General features: G+C 57.3%; 18 protein-coding genes. 13 read left to right on the plus strand and 5 right to left on the minus strand.

Going from position 1 to position 20,487, the window contains the following annotated elements; all coding sequences use genetic code 11:
* Positions 1–346: 346 nt before the first annotated feature.
* On the minus strand, positions 347–1,255 hold the full coding sequence (locus WFO70_RS06480) for a LysR family transcriptional regulator (RefSeq protein WP_337015247.1): 909 nt from the start codon (positions 1,253–1,255) through the stop codon (positions 347–349).
* A 175-nt stretch (positions 1,256–1,430) separates the two neighbouring features.
* On the opposite strand from WFO70_RS06480, the gene WFO70_RS06485 reads away from it, so the two are divergent.
* The 6 genes from WFO70_RS06485 (at position 1,431) to uspE (ending at position 8,303) form a co-directional block, all read left to right on the plus strand.
* Complete coding sequence (locus WFO70_RS06485; protein ID WP_337015248.1) at positions 1,431–2,741, plus strand: M20 family metallo-hydrolase; 1,311 nt, start codon at positions 1,431–1,433, stop codon at positions 2,739–2,741.
* Entirely contained in the window at positions 2,741–4,186 is a 1,446-nt protein-coding gene (locus WFO70_RS06490; RefSeq protein ID WP_337015249.1) for a M20 family metallopeptidase, read from the plus strand. The genes WFO70_RS06485 and WFO70_RS06490 overlap by 1 nt, the downstream gene beginning before the upstream one ends.
* Before the next feature lie 41 nt (positions 4,187–4,227).
* Positions 4,228–5,754 (plus strand): p-aminobenzoyl-glutamate transporter, encoded by a 1,527-nt coding sequence (abgT, locus tag WFO70_RS06495; RefSeq protein ID WP_337015251.1) that lies wholly within the window; start codon positions 4,228–4,230, stop codon positions 5,752–5,754.
* Positions 5,755–5,766: 12 nt separating this feature from the next.
* Positions 5,767–6,282: a methylated-DNA--[protein]-cysteine S-methyltransferase gene (gene ogt / locus WFO70_RS06500; protein WP_337015252.1), complete on the plus strand. Its 516-nt coding sequence runs from the start codon at positions 5,767–5,769 to the stop codon at positions 6,280–6,282.
* 182 nt (positions 6,283–6,464) lie between these two features.
* On the plus strand, positions 6,465–7,217 hold the full coding sequence (fnr, locus tag WFO70_RS06505) for a fumarate/nitrate reduction transcriptional regulator Fnr (RefSeq protein WP_325929305.1): 753 nt from the start codon (positions 6,465–6,467) through the stop codon (positions 7,215–7,217).
* A gap of 135 nt (positions 7,218–7,352) precedes the next feature.
* Positions 7,353–8,303, plus strand: coding sequence for a universal stress protein UspE (gene uspE, locus WFO70_RS06510; RefSeq protein WP_337015253.1), 951 nt, complete (start codon positions 7,353–7,355; stop codon positions 8,301–8,303).
* A 35-nt stretch (positions 8,304–8,338) separates the two neighbouring features.
* On the opposite strand, the gene WFO70_RS06515 is transcribed toward uspE, so the two are convergent.
* The 3 genes from WFO70_RS06515 to pntA all read right to left on the minus strand — a co-directional run bounded on the left by WFO70_RS06515 (position 8,339) and on the right by pntA (position 12,494).
* The gene (locus WFO70_RS06515; RefSeq protein ID WP_337015254.1) at positions 8,339–9,454 is read right to left on the minus strand and encodes a mechanosensitive ion channel family protein; all 1,116 of its coding nucleotides are present in this window, start codon (positions 9,452–9,454) and stop codon (positions 8,339–8,341) included.
* Between the two features lie 111 nt (positions 9,455–9,565).
* Positions 9,566–10,954: a Re/Si-specific NAD(P)(+) transhydrogenase subunit beta gene (gene pntB, locus WFO70_RS06520; RefSeq protein ID WP_337015255.1), complete on the minus strand. Its 1,389-nt coding sequence runs from the start codon at positions 10,952–10,954 to the stop codon at positions 9,566–9,568.
* A gap of 10 nt (positions 10,955–10,964) precedes the next feature.
* The gene (gene pntA, locus WFO70_RS06525; protein ID WP_337016629.1) at positions 10,965–12,494 is read right to left on the minus strand and encodes a Re/Si-specific NAD(P)(+) transhydrogenase subunit alpha; all 1,530 of its coding nucleotides are present in this window, start codon (positions 12,492–12,494) and stop codon (positions 10,965–10,967) included.
* 536 nt (positions 12,495–13,030) lie between these two features.
* Between pntA and ydgH the strand changes: the two genes are divergently transcribed.
* The 3 genes from ydgH to folM all read left to right on the plus strand — a co-directional run bounded on the left by ydgH (position 13,031) and on the right by folM (position 16,312).
* Positions 13,031–13,984, plus strand: a complete 954-nt coding sequence (ydgH, locus tag WFO70_RS06530; protein ID WP_337015256.1) for a DUF1471 family protein YdgH — start codon at positions 13,031–13,033, stop codon at positions 13,982–13,984.
* 185 nt (positions 13,985–14,169) lie between these two features.
* Positions 14,170–15,552: an amino acid permease gene (locus tag WFO70_RS06535; protein ID WP_337015257.1), complete on the plus strand. Its 1,383-nt coding sequence runs from the start codon at positions 14,170–14,172 to the stop codon at positions 15,550–15,552.
* A gap of 37 nt (positions 15,553–15,589) precedes the next feature.
* Positions 15,590–16,312: a dihydromonapterin reductase gene (gene folM, locus WFO70_RS06540; protein WP_337015258.1), complete on the plus strand. Its 723-nt coding sequence runs from the start codon at positions 15,590–15,592 to the stop codon at positions 16,310–16,312.
* Here folM and WFO70_RS06545 read toward each other — a convergent pair.
* Entirely contained in the window at positions 16,309–16,644 is a 336-nt protein-coding gene (locus WFO70_RS06545; protein ID WP_333849860.1) for a GlpM family protein, read from the minus strand. The genes folM and WFO70_RS06545 overlap by 4 nt on opposite strands.
* A gap of 128 nt (positions 16,645–16,772) precedes the next feature.
* Between WFO70_RS06545 and rstA the strand changes: the two genes are divergently transcribed.
* From rstA to WFO70_RS06565, 4 genes are all read left to right on the plus strand, one after another.
* Positions 16,773–17,489 (plus strand): two-component system response regulator RstA, encoded by a 717-nt coding sequence (gene rstA, locus WFO70_RS06550; RefSeq protein WP_337015259.1) that lies wholly within the window; start codon positions 16,773–16,775, stop codon positions 17,487–17,489.
* 138 nt (positions 17,490–17,627) lie between these two features.
* The gene (locus WFO70_RS06555; RefSeq protein ID WP_442913367.1) at positions 17,628–18,632 is read left to right on the plus strand and encodes an ABC transporter substrate-binding protein; all 1,005 of its coding nucleotides are present in this window, start codon (positions 17,628–17,630) and stop codon (positions 18,630–18,632) included.
* A gap of 17 nt (positions 18,633–18,649) precedes the next feature.
* Positions 18,650–19,681: a FecCD family ABC transporter permease gene (locus WFO70_RS06560; protein ID WP_337016631.1), complete on the plus strand. Its 1,032-nt coding sequence runs from the start codon at positions 18,650–18,652 to the stop codon at positions 19,679–19,681.
* Positions 19,678–20,436, plus strand: a complete 759-nt coding sequence (locus WFO70_RS06565) for an ABC transporter ATP-binding protein (RefSeq protein ID WP_337015261.1) — start codon at positions 19,678–19,680, stop codon at positions 20,434–20,436. Before WFO70_RS06560 ends, WFO70_RS06565 begins: the two co-directional genes overlap by 4 nt.
* Positions 20,437–20,487 lie beyond the last annotated feature (51 nt).

The raw sequence follows: 20,487 nt of genomic DNA on the forward strand, positions 1-20,487 counted from the left end.
GGCATCCTCCTGCTTAACTGACAGGGTACTATACCTGCCCCTTTCACCGGGCTCAATGCGGGGTTGTGCCCCCGGTCGATCATTTCAAAAACAATAATTAATAAACTAAATTTAATTGATAATGTATGCGAGCTTACATTAATTTTTATTAAGGTTTAACTTTATGACTTACATTAAATTTTTATGATCCCGTTACGTTAATTCCTTTATTTATCGCTAAAAGGTGTTATATATGAAGTTATCTGCAGAATGGAAATAATAAGCAGAGTTGCATGTGGAGCAATGCTGTGTGTACTGTGGAGTCTGTTGGATGTCGACGGGCTCCATTTTTTTATCTCCATCCTGCTTAATAAATAACCTGCCGGGCCTCGCGTCTGAATTGTGTGATTAATGAGGTGGTCAGGGGAGTTTGTCGGGAATCCCTTCTTTGAATAAGGTAATAGGTCGCCTTCGGTAATGGCTCTTTCACCGGCAACATCACCAGCCTGTTGGCCAGAAGCGGGTCGCAGCCCAGCTCCTGCGGCAGAATGCTGAGAAAATCACTCTGCGCCACCAGACTAATACAGGACGAAAAGGTTTCGCATACCACGCCAATATGGGGGATCTGATCCCGGTGGGTAAACATCTCCTCCAGCTGCTTATAATAACTGCCTCGCGGCGTCGGCATCGTCCAGCTATATTTCAGTAATTCATTAATAGTAGTAGCCCCTATTGCCGGATGATTTGCCCGACAAAATATCGCAAAAGGCTTCTCAAACAATTTTTCGAACGTGAATTCATGATCATAGGGACCCTGGTAATAGGTATTGATGGTAAAATCAAGTTCCCCCTGACGTAATTCATTAATCATCGACACTAATTGCCCTTCCATAATACGCACCTTGACCTGCGGATGCTGCTGGTGGAAGCGGTTAATAACCGCGGGCATTAACAGGCGGGCGATACTGGCTCCCATACCGATATTAATCTGCCCGGCCTGTTGCCCTTGCCGCTGGCGGATATCGTCCTGGGCGCTGCGTAACTCTTCGAGGATCAGCCTGGCGTGCTGGTAAAAACTCTCGCCACACTCGGTTAAAGTCACCCCTTTGCTGCGGCGGATAAACAGCTGTGCCGCAATACCCTCTTCCAGCTCTTTAATCGATTTGGTCAATGCCGGTTGCGACAGGTTCAATACCCGGCCCGCCCCGCGGATGCTCCCCTGCTGTGCCACTTCTACAAAGGCCCGCAGCTGATGAAATTTTACCTGGAATGTCATGTCGGCACCGATAACCGTTGTTTATCAGAGTAAAGAAACTGTCATCTACTGTAATGGAATTGATTGTGCCAGGGTAAGCCGTGAACGGTTAAATCTGTGAAAAAACGGTTAGTGATAAGTAAAAACTATCACAGTGTGAAGGAGTTCACATATTCTAATGATGACAGGAAACGATATGCATACACTGGCGCAGGACCTGAAAACCCTCTTCCCGCAACTCACCGCCTGGCGACGTGATTTCCATCACTTTGCCGAATCCGGCTGGGTGGAGTTCCGCACCGCGGCAAAGGTCGCAGAGGTGCTGGATCAACTGGGCTACACGCTGGCAATGGGCCGCGACGTGGTCGACGCTGACAGCCGGATGGGCCTGCCTGACGAGGCAACCCTGGCGCAGGCGTTTGACCGGGCACGTCAGCAAGGCGCGCCGGAAAAATGGCTCAGCGCGTTTGAAGGCGGTTTCACCGGCATTGTCGCCACCCTCAATACCGGCCGTCCGGGGCCGACCCTCGCCTTCCGGGTCGACATGGACGCGCTGGACCTGGATGAATCGACCCAGAATGATCATCTGCCTGCCCGGGAAGGCTTCGCCTCCTGCAACAGCGGCATGATGCATGCCTGCGCCCATGACGGGCATACCACCATTGGCCTCGGGCTGGCGCACCTGCTGATGCAGCACCGCGCGCAACTGAACGGCACCATCAAACTCATCTTCCAGCCTGCCGAAGAGGGCACCCGCGGCGCACGGGCCATGGTTGCCGCTGGCGCGCTTGACGGCGTGGACTATTTTACCGCCATCCACATCGGCACCGGCGTGCCGACGGGCACCGTGATTTGCGGCAGCGATAACTTTATGGCGACCACCAAATTTGACGTGCGCTTTACCGGCGTGGCGGCGCATGCGGGCGGCAAACCCGAAGAGGGTCGCAATGCCCTGCTGGCCGCCGCTCAGGCCGCCATTGGCCTGCACAGTATCGCCCCGCACAGCGAAGGCGCGTCCCGCGTCAACGTCGGCGTGATGCAGGCGGGCAGCGGCCGTAACGTCGTCCCTGCCAGCGCGTTGCTGAAGGTGGAGACCCGCGGCGAGAGCGAAGCCATTAACCGCTATGTGTTTGAGCGCGCAAAAGCGGTGATTGACGGCGCGGCGACGATGCACGGCGTCAGTGCCGAGCTGCGTCTGATGGGGGCGGCGACCTCCAGCGCGCCCTCTCCGGCGTGGGTGAACTATCTGCGCGAGCAGGCTTCCCGGGTGGCCGGTGTTGAACAGGCCATCGACAAAGTGAAAGCTCCTGCCGGGTCAGAAGACGCCACCCTGATGATGGCCCGGGTTCAGCAGAACGGCGGCCTCGCCTCCTATATGGTCTTTGGCACTACCCTCAGCGCCGGACACCACAACGAAAAATTCGATTTCGACGAGTCGGTGATGCTGATCGCTATCGAAACCCTGGCGCGTACCGCGCTTAACTTCCCGTGGACGCGAGGTGTGTAATGGAGAGCATTTACCGTTTTGTTGAGGACGCCATCGACACCCGATGTCAGGAATTTACCGACATTGCCGATGCGATCTGGGATCACCCGGAGACCCGTTTTGAAGAGTTCTGGTCCGCCGAGCGGCTGGCCAGTGCCCTGGAAGAGGCCGGTTTTAGCCTGACCCGCGAGGCGGGCGGCGTACCGAATGCCTTTATTGCCAGCTACGGCGAGGGTAAACCGGTGATCGCCATTCTGGGGGAGTACGATGCCCTGGCAGGCCTGAGTCAGCAGGCGCACTGCGCCACCCCGCAAACCGACACGCCGGGGGCCAACGGCCACGGCTGCGGGCATAACCTGCTCGGCACCGCCGGGCTAGCGGGCGCGGTGGCGGTGAAAAACTGGCTGGAGCAGCACGGCGGCAGCGGCACCCTGCGCTTTTACGGCTGCCCTGGTGAAGAAGGTGGCTCGGGCAAAACCTTTATGGTGCGCGAAGGGTTGTTCGACGACGTGGATGCCGCCGTTACCTGGCACCCGGAAGCCTTTGCCGGGATGTTTAACGTCAGCACCTTAGCCAACATACAGGCGGCGTGGCGTTTTTACGGCACCGCCGCCCATGCCGCCAACTCCCCGCATCTGGGGCGCAGCGCGCTGGATGCGGTCACGCTGATGACCACCGGCACCAACTTCCTCAATGAACACATTATTGAAAAAGCCCGCGTCCACTACGCCATCACCGATACCGGCGGGATCTCCCCGAACGTGGTGCAGGCCCAGGCGGAAGTGCTGTATCTGATCCGCGCCCCGGAAATGGCCGATGCGCAGCAGATCTACGAGCGGATCGAAAAGATTGCTCAGGGCGCAGCGCTGATGACCGAAACCACAGTCGAACGCCGCTTCGATAAGGCCTGCTCCAGCTACCTACCCAACCGCACCCTGGAGGCCGCCATGTACAGTGCCCTCCAGCATTACGGCACCCCGGCATGGAGCGATGAAGAACGCGCCTTTGCTGCGGAGATCCGCGCCACCCTGACCGATAACGATCTGCAAAACAGCCTGAAAAATATCGCCGCTACCGGCGGGGAAGACGGCAAGCAGTTTGCCCGTCGGCATCAACAGACCCTGCTGGTGGATGAGGTGGCCCCGTACGCCGTCACCGATAACGTGCTGGCGGGCTCTACCGACGTGGGCGACGTCAGCTGGAAAATGCCGGTCGCCCAGTGCTTCAGCCCCTGCTTTACCGTCGGCACGCCACTGCACACCTGGCAACTGGTGGCCCAGGGCCGTACCACCATCGCCCATAAAGGGATGCTGCTGGCCGGTAAAGTGATGGGGGCTACCGCCCTGGCGCTGTTGCAGGATCCGGCGCTGCTGGCCGCCTGCCGCGAGGAATTTACCCAACAGATAACCGAAAAACCGTACCTTTGCCCGATCCCTGATAACGTGACACCGTCACCTTTAAAATAATAAAACACAACATAACAACATAACACTCCCGAGGAACGCCCATGAGTATGTCATCCATACCTTCGCATTCCCCATCCGGCAAGCTCTATGGTTGGGTTGAAAGGATCGGCAATAAAGTGCCGCACCCTTTCCTGCTATTCGTCTATTTGATTGTGATCCTGGCCGCGGCTACCGCCGTGCTGTCGGCTTTTAACGTCAGCGCCCGCAATCCGGCCGACGGTAGCATGGTGGTGGTGAAAAACCTGCTGAGCGTTGAAGGTCTGCACTGGTTTTTACCCAATGTGATTAAAAACTTCAGCGGCTTCGCCCCCCTGGGGGCGATCCTGGCCCTGGTGCTGGGTGCCGGTCTGGCCGAACGTTCCGGCCTGCTGCCTGCCCTGATGGTGAAAATGGCGTCCCACGTCAGCGCGCGCTACGCCAGCTACATGGTGCTGTTTATCGCCTTCTTCAGCCATATCTCGTCCGATGCGGCGCTGGTGATCATGCCTCCGATGGGCGCGCTGATCTTCCTCGCCGTCGGGCGTCATCCGGTGGCGGGCCTGCTGGCCGCTATCGCCGGGGTGGGCTGTGGTTTTACCGCCAATCTGCTGATCGTCACCACCGACGTGCTGCTCTCGGGTATCAGCACCGAAGCGGCCAAAACCATTGATGCCGCGATGCACGTCAGCGTGATCGACAACTGGTACTTTATGGCCAGCTCGGTAATTGTGCTGACGATTGTCGGGGGGCTGATCACGGACAGGATCGTCGAGCCGCGTCTGGGCAAGTGGCAGGGCAGCAGCGATGAGAAGCTGGATGCGTTGTCGCCGGAGCAGCGCCGCGGGCTGCGGGTTGCCGGGGTGGTATCGCTGCTGTTTATCGCCGCCATTGCCCTGATGGTGGTGCCGGAGAACGGCATCCTGCGCGATCCGGTGCTGCACACCGTGCTGCCTTCGCCGTTTATCAAAGGCATCGTGCCGCTGATCATCCTCTTCTTCTTCGTCGTCTCGCTGGCCTACGGTATTGCCACCGGGAAAGTGCGGCGTCAGGGCGATCTGCCCCAGCTGATGATCGAGCCGATGAAAGAGATGGCCGGGTTTATCGTGATGGTGTTCCCGCTGGCGCAGTTTGTCGCCATGTTTAACTGGAGCAACATGGGCATGTTTATGGCGGTGGGCCTGACCGACCTGCTGGAAACCGCCGGGTTAAGCGGCGTACCGGCATTCGTCGGCCTGGCGCTGCTCTCCTCCCTGCTGTGCATGTTTATCGCCAGCGGCTCGGCTATCTGGTCGATTCTGGCTCCTATTTTCGTGCCGATGTTTATGCTGCTTGGTTTCCATCCGGCGTTTGCGCAGATCCTGTTCCGCGTGGCGGATTCGTCGGTGATCCCGCTGGCCCCGGTGTCGCCCTTTGTTCCGCTGTTTTTAGGTTTCCTCCAGCGCTACAAGCCCGAGGCCAAACTGGGTACCTACTATTCGCTGGTGTTGCCGTATCCGCTTATCTTCTTAGGAGTATGGTTGCTCATGCTGGTGGCATGGTATCTTGTCGGCCTGCCCATCGGGCCGGGCGTGTACCCGCGACTGAATTAAGGAAGAGCACCAATGCTGAGATTACTCGAAGATAAAATTGCCACCCCGCTGGGGCCGCTGTGGGTGATTGCGGATGAGCAATTTAACCTGCGCGCCGTCGAGTGGGAGGAGCACAGCAACCGGATGGTGGAGCTGCTCAATATCCACTACCGGGCGCAGGGCTACGAGCGTATCAGCGCCAGCAATCCGGGCGGGCTTAGCGACAAGCTGACCGCCTGGTTCGAGGGCGATCTCAGCATTATCGACACCCTGCCGACCGCCACGGCCGGCACCCCTTTTCAGCGTGAAGTGTGGCAGGCGTTGCGCGCCATTCCCTGCGGTCAGGTGATGCATTATGGTCAGCTGGCGGAACAGCTCGGACGTCCGGGCGCAGCGCGTGCAGTGGGTGCCGCTAACGGCTCCAATCCGGTCAGTATTGTGGTGCCCTGCCACCGCGTGATTGGCCGTAACGGCACCCTGACCGGCTATGCGGGCGGGGTGCAGCGCAAGGAGTGGTTACTGCGTCACGAAGGGTATTTACTGCTGTAGCTCCAGGCTTTTAGTGCTTAATTTTCCTTAAGTTAGTGATAAAGTCCGTAGCTAATTTGTGGAATTTCAAGAAGATGCTAGCGCATTCACGGTTCTTGTCCTGATTGATGGTTTACCAGGCTTACGCAGGGTCCAAAAAGATGTTAAAATTGACCAATATCAATTAAGGCTTGAGCAAACCTATGATCCCGGAAAAGCGAATTATTCGACGCATTCAGTCTGGCGGTTGTGCTATCCATTGTCAGGACTGCAGCATCAGCCAGCTCTGTATCCCGTTTACCCTGAATGAGCACGAGCTTGACCAGCTTGATAATATTATCGAGCGCAAAAAGCCGATTCAGAAAGGGCAGACGCTGTTTAAAGCGGGAGACGAACTGAAATCGCTGTACGCTATCCGTTCTGGCACCATCAAGAGCTATACCATCACCGAACAGGGCGACGAGCAGATCACCGGCTTCCACCTGGCGGGTGACCTGGTGGGCTTTGATGCCATCGGTACCGGTATCCATCCGAGCTTTGCTCAGGCGCTGGAAACCTCTATGGTTTGCGAAATCCCCTTCGAAACCCTGGACGATCTGTCGGGCAAAATGCCAAACCTGCGTCAGCAGATGATGCGTCTGATGAGCGGGGAGATCAAAGGCGACCAGGATATGATCCTGCTGCTCTCCAAGAAGAATGCGGAAGAACGTCTGGCGGCCTTTATCTATAACCTGTCCCGTCGTTTCGCCGAGCGCGGATTCTCACCGCGTGAGTTCCGTCTGACCATGACCCGTGGCGACATCGGTAACTACCTGGGCCTGACCGTGGAGACCATCAGCCGTCTGCTGGGTCGTTTCCAGAAAAGCGGGATGCTGGCGGTGAAAGGCAAATATATCACCATTGAAAACGGTGAAGCGCTGGCGGTGCTGGCGGGCCACTCGCGTAACGTGGCATAACCTCCTCTGATTCCCCTGCCAGATCGATAATTTTACTGATTTATTGATCTGGCAAATCTTCCCCTCTGTTTCATTTCAGATATATAGGTTACTCTTTTACTTACAGACTGTGGTGACAGTAGTAAGGAGACCTGTATGGCAAAGTATCAAAACATGCTGGTGGCCATCGATCCTAATCAGGACGATCAACCGGCGTTACGACGAGCTGTCTATTTACATCAACGGATTGGTGGCAGGATCAAAGCGTTTCTGCCGATATATGACTTTTCTTACGAAATGACCACCCTTCTGTCGCCTGACGAGCGCACCGCTATGCGTCAGGGAGTGATCAGCCAGCGTACCGCCTGGATCCGCGAGCAGGCAAAATTCTATCTTGAGGCCGGTGTCCCCATTGAGATCAAAGTGGTGTGGCACAACCGTCCGTTTGAAGCCATCATCCAGGAAGTGGTGAGCGGCCAACACGACCTGCTGCTGAAGATGGCCCACCAGCACGACAAGCTGGAAGCGGTGATCTTCACCCCAACCGACTGGCACCTGCTGCGTAAATGCCCGTGCCCGGTGTGGATGGTGAAAGACCAGCCGTGGCCGGAAGGCGGTAAAGCGGTGGTGGCGGTGAATCTCGCCAGCGAAGAGAACTACCACAACGCCCTGAATGAAAAGCTGGTGAAAGAGACCCTTCACCTTGCCGAGCAGGTTAACCATACCGAAGTCCACCTGGTGGGCGCCTACCCGATTACCCCCATTAACATTGCCATCGAACTGCCAGAATTTGATCCGAGCGTGTATAACGACGCCATTCGCGGCCAGCACCTGCTGGCGATGAAAGCGCTGCGGCAAAAATTCGGTATTGACGAGAAGTTGACCCACGTTGAGAAAGGGCTGCCGGAAGAGGTGATCCCGGATCTGTCAGAGCATCTGCAGGCGGGCATTGTGGTGCTGGGCACCATCGGCCGCACCGGTATCTCTGCCGCCTTCCTCGGCAACACCGCGGAGCAGGTCATCGATCACCTGCGCTGCGACCTGCTGGTGATTAAGCCGGACCAGTACCAAACCCCGGTTGAGCTGGACGACGACGAAGACGATTAACAGCGAAAAAGCCCGCCATAAAGGCGGGCTTTTTTTTAGCTCTGCGTGACGGGCTGAGGCGACTGTTGCGCTCTCTCCCCCTCTTTCATCCAGGGCGCATGCAGCACCATGCTCGGCAGTGCCAGCTTGACCCCCTCATCATTCAGACTCTCCAGAATACGGATATTGATCTCCTGCTGGATATCCATGTACTTGTTGTAATCCGCCGTGTTGACGATATGCACCACTTCAAAGGTGAGCCTGTCCTTATCAAAGCCAAGCAGATGGGCACGGTCGAAGCGCGTTTCGCCAATATCGGTGATGATTTTCTTCACGTTATCGCCAATGATCCGCAGCTTTTCCGGCGGCGTATCGCTGGCAACACCAAAGGTAAAGACGATACGACGGGTCTGCATCCGCTTGTAGTTATGCAGCGTCTGCTGAAGCAGGATAGCGTTGCCACAGACAATCTGCTCCCCGCTCAGGCTGCGGATACGGGTGGTCTTAAGACCGATATGCTCTACCGTCCCGGCAACGTCGTTAAACACCACGAAATCGCCGATCTCAAAGGGCTTGTCGAAGCCAATGGAGAGCGAGGCAAAAACGTCGCTAAGGATGGTCTGTACCGCCAGCGCAATGGCAATACCCCCTACCCCCATGCTCGCCACCAGCGCCGTGATGTTGACCCCTGCGTTGGCCAGAATCGACAGCAGCATCACCGACCAGACGATGGCCCGCAGGATCATCCCGGTGATCACCAGGGTAACCGGGTTTTTATGACTTCCCGGCGCGAGCATCACGTGCCGCAGCCAGGAGACCACCCCCTGATCCATCCACAGCGCCACCTGGATCGCCAGCACCAGGAACCAGGCGTGGCTCAGGGCTCCGTAGAGGCGATCCGGCAGTTCGACAAAGCGCAGGCTAAAAAGAAAAGCGACCACAAACAGCAGCACCCGGCTGGTTCTGTTGAGTATCTCCGTGAGGATAAAATGCATTTTGTGGGTAGCGGGATGTTTGTCACCCCAGCTGGTAATGCCCTTATGGACAAAGGTGATGAGGCGTTTCAGTAGCCAGTAAATCAGCAGGGTCATCACCGTCACGGTGGCAAAGCCGATCCAGAATCTGGGGGTCATCATTAACGTCAGAACATTAAAATGCGACAAGAACTGCATTCTCCCTCCTCCCTTTACGCAAAAAAGGAAAGTATAGACAGTGAGGGTGAGTAGCCTGCAGAAATGAGAAAACCGCCCAGATGGGCGGTTTTATTAGAGTGCGTTGTCGAATTACAGCGCTTTCAGGATCGCATCCACGCTGGCTTTGGCGTCGCCAAACAGCATGTGGGTGTTCTCTTTGAAGAACAGCGGGTTCTGCACGCCCGCGTAACCGGTGTTCATGGAGCGTTTGAAGACGATAACGTTCTGCGCCTTCCACACTTCCAGAACCGGCATACCGGCGATCGGGCTCTTCGGATCGTCCTGCGCCGCCGGGTTAACGGTATCGTTCGCGCCAATCACCAGCACGGTATCGGTATCAGAGAAGTCGTCGTTGATCTCGTCCATCTCCAGCACGATGTCGTAAGGCACTTTCGCTTCCGCCAGCAGCACGTTCATGTGGCCCGGCAGACGCCCGGCAACCGGGTGAATACCGAAGCGCACCTTGATGCCGCGAGCCCGCAGACGCTCGGTGATTTCCGCTACCGGATACTGAGCCTGCGCCACCGCCATGCCGTAGCCCGGGGTGATGATCACCGAGTGGGAGTTTTTCAGCAGGTCAGCGGTATCTTCGGCGTTGATCTCACGATGCTCACCCACCTCTTCGTCGCCGTCGGACGTTTGTCCGTCGGTACCAAAGCCCCCGGCAATCACGCTGATGAACGAGCGGTTCATCGCCTTACACATGATGTAGGAGAGGATCGCACCGCTGGAGCCCACCAGCGCACCGGTGACGATCAGCAGGTCGTTGCTCAGCATAAAGCCCGCCGCCGCTGCCGCCCAACCGGAGTAGGAGTTCAGCATCGAGACCACCACCGGCATATCCGCACCACCGATGGAGGCCACCAGGTGCCAGCCGAAGGCCAGCGCGATGATGGTCATCACCAGCAGCGCCAGCACCTGCATCCCCACGCTGTCGGTACGCACGAACACCACCAGCAGCACGAAGGAGACGACCAGCGCGGCCAGGTTCATTTTGTGACGGTTTGGCAGCATCAGCGGCTTAGAGGAGATCTTGCCGCGCAGTTTGCCGAACGCCACGATGGAGCCGGTAAAGGTCACCGCACCGATGAAGATCCCAAGGAACACTTCGGTCAGGTGGATGTTTACCAGAATCGGCTCCATCCCCGGCTCGTGATACAGGTAGCTGTTAAAGCCCACCAGCACCGCCGCCAGACCCACGAAGCTGTGCAGAATCGCAACCAGCTCCGGCATCTCGGTCATTTCGACACGTTTCGCAAGACGGATACCAATTGCACCGCCGATGATCATCGCCACCAGGATCCACGCAACGTTGCCGGTGTCCGGCCCGAAAATCGTGGCAATCAGCGCAATCGCCATCCCGGCGATACCAAAGTTGTTACCCTGCTGCGACGTTTCATGCTTTGAAAGCCCCGCGAGGCTGAAAATAAACAGGACCGCGGCAACGATGTATGCAGCTGTAACTAATCCTCCAGACATAGGTTACCCCTTATCCCTTACGAAACATTTTCAGCATGCGCTGAGTCACGGTGAAGCCACCGAAGATATTGATACTGGCGATCAGTACCGCGATAAAGCTGAGGAAACTGACCCAGCCGCCGTGACCAATCTGCAACAACGCCCCGACCACGATGATCCCGGAGATGGCGTTAGTCACAGACATCAGCGGCGTATGCAGCGCATGGGAGACGTTCCACACCACGTAGTAACCCACTACGCAGGAGAGCGCGAAGACGGTGAAGTGGCCGAGGAACTCTTTTGGAGCCACGTCTGCCAGCCAGCCGAACAGGATGATTGCCAGCGCCATAAAGGCAAACTTGCGCCACGGCGAAGCGGGTTTTTCAGGCTCTTTCGGGGCCGGAGCGGCTTTGGCTGCCGCCTGCGGCTGAGCGGAGACCTGAATTGGCGGTGCCGGCCAGGTGATTTCACCTTCGCGAACCACGGTCACGCCGCGCACCACCACGTCGTCAAAATCAACGGTGATGGTGCCGTCTTTCTCTTTACACAGCAGCTTCAGCAGGTTGACCAGGTTGGTGCCGTACAGCTGGGAAGACTGGGTCGGCAGACGGCCCGGCAGATCGGTGTAGCCGATCACCTTCACGCCGTTAGCGGTGGTGGTGACCACGCCCGGGACGGTGTATTCGCAGTTGCCACCGTTTTGCGAGGCCAGATCGACGATCACGCTCCCGGCTTTCATGGAATCGACCATTTCACGGGTGATCAGCTTCGGTGCCGGTTTACCCGGGATCAGCGCGGTGGTGACAATGATGTCCACCTCTTTCGCCTGGGCGGCGAACAGCGCCATCTCGGCTTTGATAAAGGCCTCGGACATCACTTTTGCGTAGCCGTCGCCGCTGCCTGCCTCTTCTTTGAAGTCCAGCTCAAGGAACTCGGCACCCATACTCTGGACCTGTTCTTTCACTTCCGGACGGGTATCAAAGGCACGAACGATAGCACCGAGGCTGTTTGCCGCGCCGATGGCGGCCAGACCGGCAACGCCTGCCCCGATCACCATCACCTTCGCCGGAGGGACTTTACCCGCCGCGGTGATCTGCCCGGTAAAGAAGCGACCAAATTCGTGCGCGGCTTCGACGATGGCGCGGTAGCCGGCGATATTCGCCATCGAGCTCAGGGCATCCAGCGACTGCGCACGCGAGATGCGCGGCACGGAGTCCATCGCCATTGCGGTGACGCCGCGCGCCGCCAGCTTCTCCATCAGCTCCGGGTTTTGCGCCGGCCAGACGAAGCTCACCAGCGTGGTGCCCGGATTGAGCAGCGCGATTTCATTCTCTTCCGGTGCGTTGACCTTCAGAATGATGTCCGAATGCCAGACGTTAGCGCCGTCTACAACCTCTGCGCCAGCCTGAATAAACGCCTCGTCATCGAAACTTGCCAGCTTGCCCGCGCCGCTTTCAACCGCGACGGTAAAACCCAGTTTGAGCAGCTGCTCCACCGTTTTTGGTGTCGCCGCTACGCGGGTTTCATTGGCAAACCGTTCTCTTGGTACCCCAATACGCATAGTAATCCCTTCCATCGGTTTTTGATGATGGTTTGTCGAACATTCATCACGGGTAGACGCCAGCTGCGGCATGTCGGAACGTGCCACTGGCGTTTACCCGCAGAAAATAAAACGGTAACAAACTTTCTATAACCTACTGAAAATACCGCCTGTGATCCACAGCAAGAAAACACTATTTATGACTTTAACTGTCAAAAATAAGCGATCGGCGTCTCAGACAGGCATATCTGCCTTTATTTACCCGCCAGGGCCGATATTTAGCTCAGTCGAAGCGGCAAAAACACGATATAGCCCCAGCCAGAAACAACTTATTAACATTAAATCAACCAGTGGAAGTTATATGCTTTATGAGTTTTACTGGTCAAACGCGTGTTTTTTCAACATATCACTAAATGTTATATATTTTGGCGACTTACTTCCCACCCGCCGCAAAAAATGCCGCAGACAGCAGCGGGTGTTAAATGCCATAATCGACGACGTTTTCAAATTAACAACTACACCAGTACCTGGTTTGCGTAAGGCGAAGGATTATTTTTATGAAGCTTAAGAACACTCTCCTGGCGTCCGCACTCCTTGCTGCGACCGCCCTGTCTGCCAATGCCGCGACAGAGTTAACGCCGGAGCAAGCGGCTGCAACGAAACCTTACGATCGCGTGTTGATCGTAGGTCGTTTTAACGCAATTGGCGATGCGGTTGCTGCCGCCTCCAAACGCGCCGATAAAGAGGGCGCCGCCGCCTTTTACGTCGTGGATAACTCCGATTATGGCAACAGTGGCAACCAGCGCGTGCTCGTTGCGCTGTATAAAGACAATGCCCCGAAAGCGGATGAGCAAAAAAACCGCGTTATTAACGGCGTAGTTGAGCTGCCGAAAGACGAGGCCGTTCTGCTTGAGCCGTACGATACCGTTACCATCCAGGGCTTCTACCGCAGCCAGCCGGATGTGAACGAAGCCATCACCAAAGCCGCGAAGGCGAAAGGGGCTGACGCCTACTACATCGTTCGTCAGATCGATGCCAACGATGGCGGCAACCAGCGCATCACCGCTTATATCTACAAAAAAGACGCCAAAAAACGCGTTCTGCAGAGCCCGGATGCCATCCCGGCTGACTCTGATGCCGGTCGCGCAGCCGTTGCCAAAGGCGGCGAAGAAGCGAAGAAAGTGGAGATCCCGGGCGTGGCCACCAGCGCCGCACCAGGTGCTTCCGTTGCCGGTGTGGGTCGTTTCTTTGAAACCCAGACCACCAAAGGTGGCCGTTACAGCGTGACTCTGGCTGACGGCACCAAAATTGAAGAGCTGAACAACGCCACTGCCGCGCAGATGGTGCCGTTCGACAGCATCAAATTCACCGGTAACTACGCCAACATGACCGAAGTCTCCCACCAGGTGGCGAAGCGTGCGGCGAAGAAAGGGGCCAAGTATTACCACATCACCCGCCAGTGGCAGGAACGCGGTAATAACATGACCATCAGCGCCGACCTGTACAAATAAGTCAACAGTTACCCAGAGGCGGCATCATGCCGCCTTTTTTTCGCTTTTTACGCAGAATTCCGCCCTTCCTGATTGCATGCCTTCGTGACACTCCGTAAAATCCCGCGCCTTAGTGTGATCCACCATTTTTATGCGTTTCGACAAAATAATTATTCTGGATCTGACCCTTTTTAAAAAGGAAGCCAATGGAAAAGAAACTTGGCCTGAGCGCTTTGACTGCGCTTGTTTTGAGCTCCATGCTCGGCGCGGGTGTATTCAGTCTGCCGCAGAATATGGCCGCCGTTGCCAGCCCGTCCGCGCTGCTTATCGGCTGGGGGATCACCGGTGCCGGGATCCTGCTGCTGGCCTTCGCCATGCTGCTGCTGACGCGCATCCGTCCCGATCTCGACGGCGGCATTTTCACCTACGCCCGTGAAGGCTTTGGTGAGCTGGTGGGCTTCTGTTCCGCATGGGGTTACTGGCTGTGCGCGGTGATCGCCAACGTCTCTTATCTGGTGATCGTCTTCTCAGCGCTGAGTTTCTTTACCGATACCCCTGAACTGCGCCTGTTTGGTGATGGCAATACCTGGCAATCCATCGTGGGCTCCTCGGTGCTGCTGTGGTTCGTCCATTTCCTGGTGCTGCGCGGCGTGCAGACCGCGGCGAGCATCAACCTGGTCGCCACGCTGGCGAAGCTGGTGCCGCTGGGGCTGTTTATCGTGCTGGCGTTTATCGCGTTTCGTCTCGATGTCTTTAGCATGGACTTTACCGGCGTGGCGCTGGGCGTCCCGGTCTGGGAGCAGGTGAAAAACACCATGCTTATCACCCTGTGGGTGTTTATCGGGGTGGAAGGCGCGGTAGTTGTCTCGGCCCGGGCGCGCAATAAACAGGATGTCGGTCGCGCCACGCTGCTGGCGGTGCTGGCCGCGTTGGGGGGTTATCTGCTGGTCACCCTGCTCTCCTTAGGCGTGGTGGCGCGTCCTGAGCTGGCGGAGATGCGTAACCCGTCGATGGCGGGCCTGATGGTGAAAATGATGGGGTCCTGGGGCGAAGTGGTGATTGCCGCCGGTCTCATCGTCTCGGTGTGCGGGGCCTATCTGAGCTGGACGATTATGGCGGCAGAGGTGCCGTTCCTCGCTGCCACCCATAAAGCCTTTCCACGTCTGTTTGCCCGTCAGAACAAAAACAGTGCGCCTTCCGCCTCGCTGTGGCTGACCAACATCAGCGTGCAGGTTTGCCTGGTGCTGATCTGGCTCACAGGTTCGGACTATAACACGCTGTTAACCATCGCCTCGGAGATGATTCTGGTACCCTATTTCCTGGTGGGCGCATATTTGTTAAAAATAGCCACCCGCCCGATGCACAACGTCGTGGGAATGGGAGCCTGTATTTATGGCTTATGGCTGCTGTATGCCTCCGGTCCGATGCATCTGCTGCTCTCTGTGGTACTTTATGCGCCGGGGCTGCTGGTGTTTATTTACGCCCGTCGCACGCACCAGTTGGATCACGCGCTGAAACGCCGTGAAAGGGTGTTGATTGGAATGTTACTGGTTGCCGCATTACCGGCAACGTGGATGCTGATGGGATAAGTCGCTTTCCCATCGTCGAACGGTTAAGGAGATTACGATGGGACACGCAAAGCCGCACCCGATCCTGATTACTGGCGGAGGCCGACGCATCGGCCTCGCGCTTGCCCACCACTTTCTGAATCTTCACCAGCCGGTGATCGTCAGCTATCGCACCGATTATCCGGCAATCGCCACCCTGCGCGAGGCGGGCGCGGTCTGTATTCAGGCCGACTTTGCCACCGACGATGGGATTCTGGCCTTTGCTGAACGGGTGAAAGCCGAAACCCCGGCGTTACGCGGCATCATCCATAACGCCAGCGCCTGGATGTCTGAAACCCCGGGGACCTCGCTCAGCGAAACGCTCTCCTGCATGCTGCAGATCCACGTTCACGCCCCCTATCTGCTGAACCATGCCCTGCAGGATCTGCTCCGCGGGCACGGCCATGCCGCCAGCGACATCATCCACTTTACCGACTATGTGGTGGAGCGCGGCAGCGATAAGCACATTGCCTATGCCGCCAGCAAAGCCGCGCTGGATAACATGACCCGCTCGTTTGCCCGCAAGCTCGCGCCGGAAGTGAAGGTGAACGCCATTGCCCCGTCGCTGATCCTGTTTAACGAGCACGACGATGCCGACTATCGCCAGCAGGCGCTGAATAAATCGCTGATGAAGATCGCCCCCGGCGAGAAAGAGGTGATCGACTTAATCGACTACATTCTGACCAGCTGCTACGTGACCGGCCGGTCGTTTGGCGTCGACGGCGGGCGTCCGTTACGTTAGTGGAAACGGCTCCAGCAGAAGATTAATACCCAGGCGCTGAGGCACCAGCAGACCACCGCCCCGCCCAGCGCCAGGGGCAGACGCATCACCCCGACGAAGTACCAGAGCGAGAGCAGATAGAGGAAGTACGGAATAATCGCCCACATGCCGAAGATGATGGTGGTGCGCAGGGCCTCGATGCCGCGCTCGGAGGCGACAATATAGTGGGCAATCAGGGCAAAGGTCGGAAACAGCGGGAGCAGCCCGGCTATGTAGTAATTTTTCGTTTTTGCCAGTATCCCAATCAGTAATACCACCAGCGCGCCAATCGCCGCTTTAATCAGCAATCCCATCCCTTTTCCCTTAACAACAAAATAACAATGCCAGGCAGCATAACGGAACGGCAATTATTTGCGAATGATTAATGGAAGGTTAAGGTTTCGCGGTGTATGTTGGCCTTTTCCGCAGACACAGTCGTGCTATGAACAAGATCGTATACGTTGAGGATGAACCCGAAGTTGGCCAGCTGATTGCGGCCTATCTGGGTAAACATGATATGGAGGTCATCGTCGAACCGCGCGGCGACCGGGCTGAAGAGGTAGTAGCGCGGGAAAAACCCGATCTGGTGCTGCTGGATATTATGTTACCCGGAAAAGACGGTATGACCCTGTGCCGCGATCTGCGTGCCCGCTGGCAGGGCCCGATTGTGCTGCTGACCTCTCTCGACAGCGATATGAACCATATCCTGTCGCTGGAGATGGGTGCTAACGACTATATTCTTAAAACCACACCCCCGGCGGTCCTGCTGGCGCGCCTGCGTCTGCATCTGCGCCAGCACGTCGTCTCTTCCAGTGACACTCCCGCTCCGCTGCTAACCCCGCACAAAGCCCTGCGCTTTGGCACCCTGTCCATCGACCCTGTGAATCGCCAGGTGCTGTTATCTGGCGAGCAGGTGGCGCTGTCGACCGCAGATTTCGATCTGCTGTGGGAGCTGGCGACCCATGCCGGACAGATCATGGACCGTGACGCGCTGCTGAAAAACCTGCGCGGCGTCAGCTACGATGGCATGGATCGCAGCGTCGACGTGGCCATCTCTCGCCTGCGCAAAAAACTGCTGGATAACGCCACCGAACCCTTCCGCATTAAAACCGTGCGTAACAAAGGTTATCTTTTCGCGCCGCACGCCTGGGATATCTGAATAGCTCGGCCCGCACTGCGCCAGGCGCTGCGGGCAACTCCCTGCCGTTTTCACCCCTCTGTTAATTAATCTTTTGCTCCCGCCCGCACAGCATGTATTATGTTATAACATAACAATTACGAGGATGGGATTGTGTTAATCAGAAATTGGGTACTGGCGTCAGGGCTCGCGGCCCTCGCGAATTCGGTTGTTGCAGCACAGACTTATCCGCTGACGGTTGAGAACTGTGGCGTCAAGGAGACCTTTACGCACGCCCCGCAGCGGGTGGTAACTGTCGGGCAACACGAAACGGAACTCATGCTGGCGCTGGGGCTTGAAAAAAGAATCAGCGCGACCTCCGTCTGGTTTGGCCTGCTGCCCGATGCGCTGGCTGAGCGCGGCAAAGGGTTAAAAAAGCTGGCAGATAACGCCCCTTCCTTTGAGGCCGTCACCGCTCAGAATCCCGATCTGGTGCTGGCGCAATATCACTGGCATATCGGGCCGCAGGGGGAAACCGGCACCCGCGAGCAGTTTGCTTCGCTCGGCATCCCGACATGGGTATCCCCGGCCGACTGCATCGGCAAAAGCGTTACCGACAGTTCGAATGGTGACGGGGCGCGTAGCACGCCTTTCTCCATCGCAGAGATCGCGCGTGAGATCAGCGAGCTGGCGACCATTTTCGATGTTCAGCCGCAGGGGGAAAAACTCAACGAGGCACTGAAGCTGCGTATCCAGAAGGCTCAGGCACGCTCGCAGCACGCGAGGCCACTGAAAGTGGTGTTCTGGTTCTCCAGCAGCCGTCTGCAAGGCGATCCCTGGGTGGCAGGTGATTATGGCGCGCCGGGCTGGATCAGCCACACCCTGGGACTCAAAAACATTATTGATTCCCATGACGAATGGCCTGCCGTCACCTGGGAACACATCGCTCAGGCGCAACCTGACATCATCGTGATTGCGGAGATGTCCCGACGGCTTTACCCCGCAGATGATGTGGCAGTTAAAAAAGCCTTTTTAAACAACGATCCGGTGACCAGAAACCTGCCCGCCGTAAAAAACGGGCACATCATTGTCGTCCCGGCGATGTCACTGAACCCCTCATTGCGTAATGTCGATGCCGTCGAGGCGATCGGCGACAAACTGGCGACGTTCCAGGCTGAACCATGAGCTTACTGACTCTCCGTATGCCTTTGACGCTGCCGCGATGGCGGCAACATAGCCTGACGGTGGTCGGCTTACTGACCCTGCCGTTAATGCTGGTGTTTGCCGCCACCGTTGGTGATATGCCGGTTTCATACACGAATGCGGGTAAAGCCATTCTCAACGGCCTGGGGCTGGGCACCTGGCCGCTGCCGCAGGTTGAGGAAGGTATTGTCTGGCAGTACCGCATGAGCCGGGCCCTGATGGCAGCCTGCAGCGGAGGGGGGCTGGCGCTGTGCGGCCTGGTGATGCAGGCGATCCTGCGTAACCCACTGGCTGAACCTTATCTGCTGGGGATCTCCTCCGGTGCCTCGCTGGGCGCGGTCTGCGTCATGTTGTTGGGGATAGGTGGCAGCACGCTGGGCATCAGCGGCGGTGCCTTTCTGGGAGCCTGCTGCGCCTTTGGGCTTATCATGCTGATCACCCACGGTATGACCGACAGCCCGCCACGCATATTGCTGGCGGGCATCGCCGGCACCCAGTTGTTCAACGCCATAACCGCGTACATTGTCAGCACTTCCGCAAATGCAGAGCAGTCGCGTAGCGTGATGTTCTGGCTGCTGGGCAGTCTGAGCGGCGTGCGCTGGCCGGATGCGATCCTGGCCCTGGGTGTGGTACTGGCCGGATTTATGGTGATATTCGCCTTTTCACGATCCCTTGATACCTTCACCTTTGGCGATGAGGTTTCAACCACCCTCGGGGTGCCGGTCACCCTGGTGCGCATTATCCTGCTGCTCACCTGCGCCCTGGTGACGGCAGTAATGGTCAGTATCATCGGTGCGGTAGGGTTTGTCGGACTGGTGATCCCGCATGTGACCCGGATGCTGTGCGGCCCCGGCCACCGACGCTCTATTCCCCTGACCTTTTTGATCGGCAGTCACTTTATGATCCTCGCCGACGTGGTTTCCCGCACCCTTATCACTTATCAGGTGCTCCCCATCGGCGTGGTGACCGCGCTGGTGGGCGCACCTGCTTTTGTCGTCCTGCTGTATCGCAGCCGGGCGAAAAGAGTATGACCCTGTCATTAAGCGGACTGCAGGTCTCCCTGCAGTCCCGAAAAGTGCTGCACGATATCGATCTGGAGCTGGCGACGGGTGAAGTCGTCGGCCTGCTGGGTCCGAATGGTTCCGGTAAATCCACCCTGCTGCGTTGTCTGGCGGGGTTATTTCCACGTCATGCGCACCATATCCGCCTTGACGGCACCCCGCTCAGTGAGATCTCCCTGCGGGAACGGGCCAAACAGCTGGCGTTTGTTCCCCAGCATGCCGAGGTCGACGGCGATCTGTGCGTTGAGCAAATCGTCCGACTTGGGCGGACTCCGCACCGCCGCGGCCTTTTTGGCTGGAACGAAACCGACGATAGTGCGGTTGAGCACGCGATCCGACTGATGAAACTCTCCAGCCTGCGTCGGCGGCTGTGGCGACAGCTTTCCGGCGGCGAGCGGCAGCGCGCGCAAATCGCCCGCGCCCTGGCCCAGCAGCCAGGACTGCTGATCCTCGATGAGCCCACCAACCACCTGGACATTGAGTATCAGCTCGAGCTAATGGCCTTAATTACGCAGCTGCCCGTTACGGTGGTGGTGGCGCTGCACGATCTTAATCTCGCGGCCAACTACTGCCAGCGGCTGGTCCTGCTGAAAGCCGGAAAAGTGATGGCCAGCGGGCCGCCTGCTGCTGTGCTTACTCCGGATCTGATCGAGAGTGCCTGGCATGTTAAAGCGAACGTCATAAAGCGAGGCAACACCTTAAATATTCGCTATGCCATGAGGTAGCCGATTGCGTAAAGTGTGCCATGCCCCGCCGGAGAATGTGAATTGTCTGGC

This window comes from Leclercia sp. AS011 (assembly GCF_037152535.1).
Classification (GTDB): Bacteria; Pseudomonadota; Gammaproteobacteria; order Enterobacterales; family Enterobacteriaceae; genus Enterobacter.